Annotated in this window: 3 protein-coding genes and 1 pseudogene; all 4 read right to left on the reverse strand. The window is 76.6% G+C overall.

What is annotated here, in order from left to right; all coding sequences use genetic code 11:
* Positions 1-206: 206 nt before the first annotated feature.
* The gene (locus RKE29_RS27280) at positions 207-830 is read right to left on the reverse strand and encodes a hypothetical protein (protein WP_312008335.1); all 624 of its coding nucleotides are present in this window, start codon (positions 828-830) and stop codon (positions 207-209) included.
* Positions 815-1,814 (reverse strand): annotated as a pseudogene (locus RKE29_RS27285) (ParA family protein). Before RKE29_RS27285 ends, RKE29_RS27280 begins: the two are co-directional and overlap by 16 nt.
* Before the next feature lie 637 nt (positions 1,815-2,451).
* Entirely contained in the window at positions 2,452-3,576 is a 1,125-nt protein-coding gene (gene ald / locus RKE29_RS27290) for an alanine dehydrogenase (RefSeq protein WP_312008336.1), read from the reverse strand.
* Between the two features lie 125 nt (positions 3,577-3,701).
* Positions 3,702-5,723, reverse strand: a complete 2,022-nt coding sequence (locus RKE29_RS27295) for a tetratricopeptide repeat protein (protein WP_312008337.1) — start codon at positions 5,721-5,723, stop codon at positions 3,702-3,704.
* Positions 5,724-5,962 lie beyond the last annotated feature (239 nt).

Below are 5,962 nucleotides of genomic sequence, written 5' to 3' on the forward strand. Positions count from 1 at the left end.
GACCGGGGGCGGGGCGGGGGCGGTGGGCCGTCGCGGTGCCGGTTCGGCGCCCGCCGGGGCGGGCGGCCGCCCGCCCGGGCCCCGGCCCAGGGTGCGGCGGGGTCTGGGCGGGCGGGGGGCGGGGGCGTCGTTCGTCGGCATGGCGGTCCAGGTGCTGGGGCCGGGCGGGTCGGCCCGTACGAGCGGGCAGGCTACCGCCCGGCTCCTCAGCGGCCGCGCAGGCGGCGCACCAGGATGCTCGCGTCGCCGCGCGACTCCAGGTCGGCGAGGACGACCGCGACGGCCTCCCGGACGATCCGGCCGCGGTCGACCGCGAGCCCGTGCTCGCCGCGCAGCACGAGGCGGGCGTGCTCCAGGTCCATCAGCTCTTCGGCCGACACGTAGACCGTGATCTTCTCGTCGTGCCGCTCGCGGCCGCTGGGGCGGCGGTTGGCCGCGCGGGAGCGGCGGCGGGCGGCGGCGGGCTGGGCGGACTGCGCGGCGGCCTCGGCCTGCTGGCGCGCCGTGGGGCGGCCCCGCTCGGACAGCGGCCGCCGGTCGCTCGCCGACTCCTTGCGGGCGTCGGCCTCCCGGCCGTCGCCGTGCTCCGCGGCGCCCGGCGCGCCGTCCCCGTCGGGCCGCTGCGCGTGGGAGGCGTCGCCCTCCTTGCCGTCGTCGACCGGGTCGGACTCGCCGGCCGGGGCGGGCACCCGCGGCTCGCCGCTCTGCTGGCGGCGCACCCGGGAGCCCGGGGCGTGCGAGCCCCCGGCGGGCGAGGACGGCTGGAGGGCGGTCCCCCCGGTGGTGCGGAACAGTTCGTCGGCGCCCGGCAGACTCACTCGGCGTGACACCGGGCGAGCACCTCCCTGGCGAGCTGGCGATAGGCGGCGGCGCCGACGGAGTTGGAGGCGTACGTGGTGATCGGCTCGCCCGCGACCGTGGTCTCCGGGAAGCGGACCGTCCGGCCGATCACCGTGTGGTAGACGTGGTCGTCGAACGCCTCCACCACGCGGGCCAGCACCTCGCGGCTGTGCACCGTGCGGGAGTCGTACATGGTGGCCAGGATGCCGTCCAGCTCCAGCTCGGGGTTCAGCCGCTCCTGCACCTTCTCGATCGTCTCGGTGAGCAGCGCCACGCCGCGCAGCGCGAAGAACTCGCACTCCAGCGGCACGATCACCTTGTGCGCGGCGGTGAGCGCNGACCGTGAGCAGGCCCAGGGACGGCTGACAGTCGATGACGACGTAGTCGTAGTCGGCCATCAGGGGCTTCAGCGCCCGCTGCAGGGCGGACTCCCGGGCGACCTCGCTGACCAGCTGCACCTCGGCGGCGGACAGGTCGATGTTGCTGGGGAGCAGGTCCATGTTGGGCACGGCCGTCTTCAGCAGCACCTCGTCGGCGGCCATGCCCCGCTCCATGAGCAGGTTGTAGACCGTCAGGTCCAGCTCCATGGGGTTGACGCCGAGGCCGACCGACAGCGCACCCTGCGGGTCGAAGTCCACCAGCAGCACCCTGCGGCCGTACTCGGCCAGCGCCGCGCCCAGGTTGATGGTCGAGGTGGTCTTGCCGACCCCGCCCTTCTGGTTGCACATGGCGATGATCTTGGCGGGACCGTGGTCGGTCACCGGGCCGGGGATCGGGAAGTACGGCAGCGGGCGGCCGGTGGGCCCGATGCGCTCGCGGCGCTGGCGGGCGGCGTCGGGCGCGAGCGTGGCCGCGTACTCGGGATCGGGCTCGTACTCCGCGTCCGGGTCGTAGAAGTGCCCGTCGGGGAGGTCGTCGTAGACGGCGAAGCGGGCGGGGTCGCTGCCGGTCCGGTCGCCGGCCATGGCGTTCACGTGGTGGCCGTCCATGCTGCTCTGGCTCTGGTGGGCTGTCATCGTGGTGCTCTGGCGGGCGGCGAGGGCGTGGACAGCTACGGAGCCGACAGCCTCAAGCCCCGAGGGGCCCTGGCCCCGCGCAGCCGGTCCTGGTTGACCACCCCCGGGAGAAAATGTCGACTCATTCACAAGTCGTCCTACCTCCTTGGTGACCAGGAAATTTCTCAATAGGTCAGCGTGACACCAATGCCGACGGTTGGCGACTCTATGGCGTGTCGGCGGTTCGCAGCAACACAATCCGCCGGACACGGTGCGATGTGTCGGCAATCGAACATGGCGATGTCAAGGGTGCGCGATCGGCGAGGTGGGTGTTTCGCTGGTGGGCGAAACGGTTCAAGGGGCGCATGTGTGGCGAGTTGACGGGATCGTACCCGACCTTCGGCAGGCCGCGCCGGACGTGTCGCGGAATCGATATCATCCCGCGCCGCGACCCCGCCAAGGCCCCGGAGGCCGCGCGGTGTTGACCGCTTCCGTTGACGCACGCCGGCGAACGCGAGCCCGCGCACGCGAACACGCGCGCGCCCCGCGCTCCCGCGCGCGGCCGCTCGGGACCGCTCCCGCCGCGCCGGCGGCGCGGGCCGCCGGCGCCGGGCGCTCAGCCGGTCAGCGCCGCCGGCTCGACCGCGTCCAGCCCGTGCGCCTCGGCCACCGGCCCGTAAACGACCTGGCCCTCATGGACGTTGAGACCCCTGGCCAGGCCGGGGTCGCGGCGCAGCGCCTCCCGCCAGCCCAGCCGCGCCAGGCGCACCACGTAGGGCAGCGTGGCGTTGGTCAGCGCGCGGGTGGAGGTGTCGGGCACCGCGCCGGGCATGTTGGCGACGCAGTAGAAGACCGAGTCGTGGACGGTGAAGACCGGTTCGGCGTGCGTGGTGGGCCGGGAGTCCTCGAAGCAGCCGCCCTGGTCGATCGCGATGTCGACAAGGACACTTCCCGGCTTCATGCGGGAGACGGTGTCGTTGGTCACCAGCTTCGGCGCCCGCGCCCCGGGCACGAGCACCGCGCCGACGACCAGGTCCGCGTCGAGGACGGCCCGCTGGAGCTCGTACGCGGTGGAGGCGAGGGTGCGTACGCGGTTGCCGAAGATCCGGTCGGCCTCGCGCAGCTTGCCGGTGTCCTTGTCGAGCAGCGTGACCTGGAAGCCCATGCCGACGGCGACCTGCGTGGCGTTCCACCCGGCGACGCCGCCGCCGATCACCACCGCCCGGGCCGCCTCGACGCCGGGCACGCCGCCGGGCAGCACGCCGCGCCCGCCCGCCGAGCGCATCAGGTGGTACGCCCCGACCTGGGGCGCGATCCGGCCGGCGACCTCGGACATCGGCGCCAGCAGGGGCAGCGAGCCGCCGGCGGCCTCCACCGTCTCGTACGCGACGGCCGTCGCGCCGGACTCCAGGAGCGCGTCCGTGCAGGCCCGGGACGCGGCCAGGTGCAGGTACGTGAAGAGCGTGAGGTCCTTGCGCAGCCGGTGGTACTCCTCGGCGACCGGCTCCTTGACCTTCAGCAGCAGGTCCGCGGCGGCCCACACGTCGTCCGCCGCGTCCAGCAGCGTGGCGCCGGCCGCGGCGAAGTCCGCGTCGGCGATGGACGAGCCGAGGCCGGCGCCCCGCTCCACGACGACCTCGTGGCCGTCCCGGACCAGTTCGTGCACGCCGGCCGGGGTGACGGCCACGCGGTACTCGTTGTTCTTGACCTCGCGGGGGATGCCGACCTTCACGTCGATCACGGTCCTTGTCTGGAAACTGGGCGCGGGCCGCTCCCCGGCGCGCGTTCGCATGCCGGAGCCGACCGCACCAACGGCGGTACACCCAGTCTAATGAAGGACTCGACCCTGTCTATCCTTGCTTTGTTTCAATCGTTGGCGGTTTTGCCACTGGTTTCGTAGGCCGCTTCGGGGGTTGGTGCGGGATCGCGCCCGTCCGGAGGCTGCTGGCCGGGCAGCGGCGGGCGCTGCCGGGCCAGCAGGCGGCCCGCCGCGCTGCGGTAGCCGAGCGCCGCCTCCCGGTCCCCCAGGCCGTCCAGCAGGTGCGCGATCCGCAGCGAGACGGCCGCCTGGAGCCGCGCGTCCTTGAGCTTGCGCGCGTGCCCGATCGCCTCCAGGCAGGTCCGCAGCGCCTCCCGGGGCCGCCCGGTGCGCTCCTGCGCCTCGCCGACGTGGCCGAGCGCCCGCGCGTAGCCCGACAGGTCGTCCACGCGGCGGCAGACGGCCGCGGCGGCCCGCCAGTCGCGCAGCGCCTCGGCCCACCGGCCCGCGCGGCCGTGCACCGCTCCCAGCCGCCCGTACAGCCGCGCCTCGTCGGCCGGCTCCCGGCGCGCCAGGCGCAGCTCCAGCGCCCGGCCGTACCAGTCGGCCGCCCGGTGCCAGTCGCCCAGCTCCTGGTAGGTGCGGCCCATCGACTCCAGCGCGCGGCCGGTCGGGACCGGGTCGCCCGCGGTGCGGGCCGCCTCCAGCGCCTCCCGGTAGCGCGTCAGCGCCTGCCGCGCGCGCCCGGCCCGTACGTCCAGGTCGCCGAGGTTCAGCAGCGCGGCCGCCGCCTCGCCGGACTCGCCGCGCCGCCGGGCCGCGCCCAGCAGCAGCTCGTGCAGCCCGTACAGCTCGGGCGCGGCGCCCACCGCGCCCCGGTGCGCGGTCAGGGCCTGGGCCAGCGCGGACACCAGCCGCCGCGCCAGGGTGTCCAGCTCCCCGTCCTCGGCGGCGAGCCGGGCGGCGTCGGGCAGCGCGGGCAGCCGCGCCTGGAGCCAGTCGGCGGCCGAGCCGGGCGAGCCGAACCGCAGCGTCCTCGGCAGGTCGTTCAGCTTGCGCCGCCCCGCGCTGCCGGGCGGCGCCACGGCCAGCCGGCAGGCCTGGAGCTGCCGCACGGTCCGCTCCAGCATGCGCGCACGCGCGAGCCGCTGCTCGGCCTGCCGCTCGTGGGTGTCCAGCCGCGCGCGCATCAGCGGCTCCAGGCAGCCGGGCACCTCGTACTGGGCGGCCTCGGGCCGCACGCCGCGCCGCCGCAGCAGGCCCAGCGCGGCGAAGTCCTCCAGCGTGGTGCGCGCCGTGGCCAGCGAGCAGCCCGCCAGCGCCGAGGCGGTGTGCGCGTCGGCCGCGCAGCCCGGCGCGAGCACCAGCAGCCGCAGCAGGCGGGCCGCGGACGCCGGCAGCGCGCCGTAGGCCAGCTCGAAGGCGCGCGCCAGGGGCTGCCCGGCCTGGTCCGGCTCCCCGGTGGGCGGCGGCAGCTCGCGCAGCCGCCGGACCGCGTCGGCCACCGACGCCTCCGGCCGCGCGGCGAGCCAGCCGCCGACGATGACCAGCGCGGCGGGCTGGCCGCCGCACAGCTCGACCAGCGCGTCCGCGGCCGTCGGGTCGCACGTCACGCGCGTGGCCCCGGCGAACTGCGTGAGCAGCCCGATGGCCGCCCGCAGGTCCAGCCCGCCCAGGGCGCACGGCCGCACGTCCGGGATGCCGGTCAGCGGCCCGCGCGCGACGGCGACGACGAGGCTGTCGGGCGCGTCCGGCAGCAGGGCGTCCACCTGGTCGGCGCCGGGCACGTCGTCCAGCAGCAGCACCGCCCGCCGCCCGGCCAGCGCGCCGCGCGCCGCCTCGGTCAGGTCGTCCTCGGCCGAGCCCGGCACGGCCGGCACGCCGAGCGCGCCCAGCAGCCGCCGGGCGGTCTGCTCCAGCGGTACGGGCGTGCCGTCGGCCGTGCTCAGCCGGGCGCGCAGCACCCCGTCCGGGTACTCGTCCGCCACCCGCCGCACCAGCTCCTCGGCCAGCGCCGTACGGCCCGATCCGGGCCGCCCGGCGATGAGCAGCACCCGGCTGCGGGCGGACTTGCGGCCGGAGAGGGTGTCCAGGCCCGCCCGGCGGATGTCGGCGCGCAGCGCGAGCAGCTCCCGCCGCCGCCCGGCGAAGCCGCTGGGCGGGGCGGCGGGCGCGAAGTACAGCACGCACCCTCCGCCGCCGCCCCACGAGCGGGTGGGCCGCTCGGACGCCTTCGGGGCGTCCTTCACCGGCGCACCGAGCTCCTGGGGGGCCGTTCCGGCCTGCTGGGGCGCCTCGGGGCCGGGCGCCGGGCGCGGGGCGGCGTCCGGGGCCGGGGCGGGCCGGTCGGCGCGGTCGCCGCGGCGGC

Source organism: Streptomyces sp. B1866 (assembly GCF_031932565.1).
Lineage (GTDB): Bacteria > Actinomycetota > Actinomycetes > Streptomycetales > Streptomycetaceae > Streptomyces.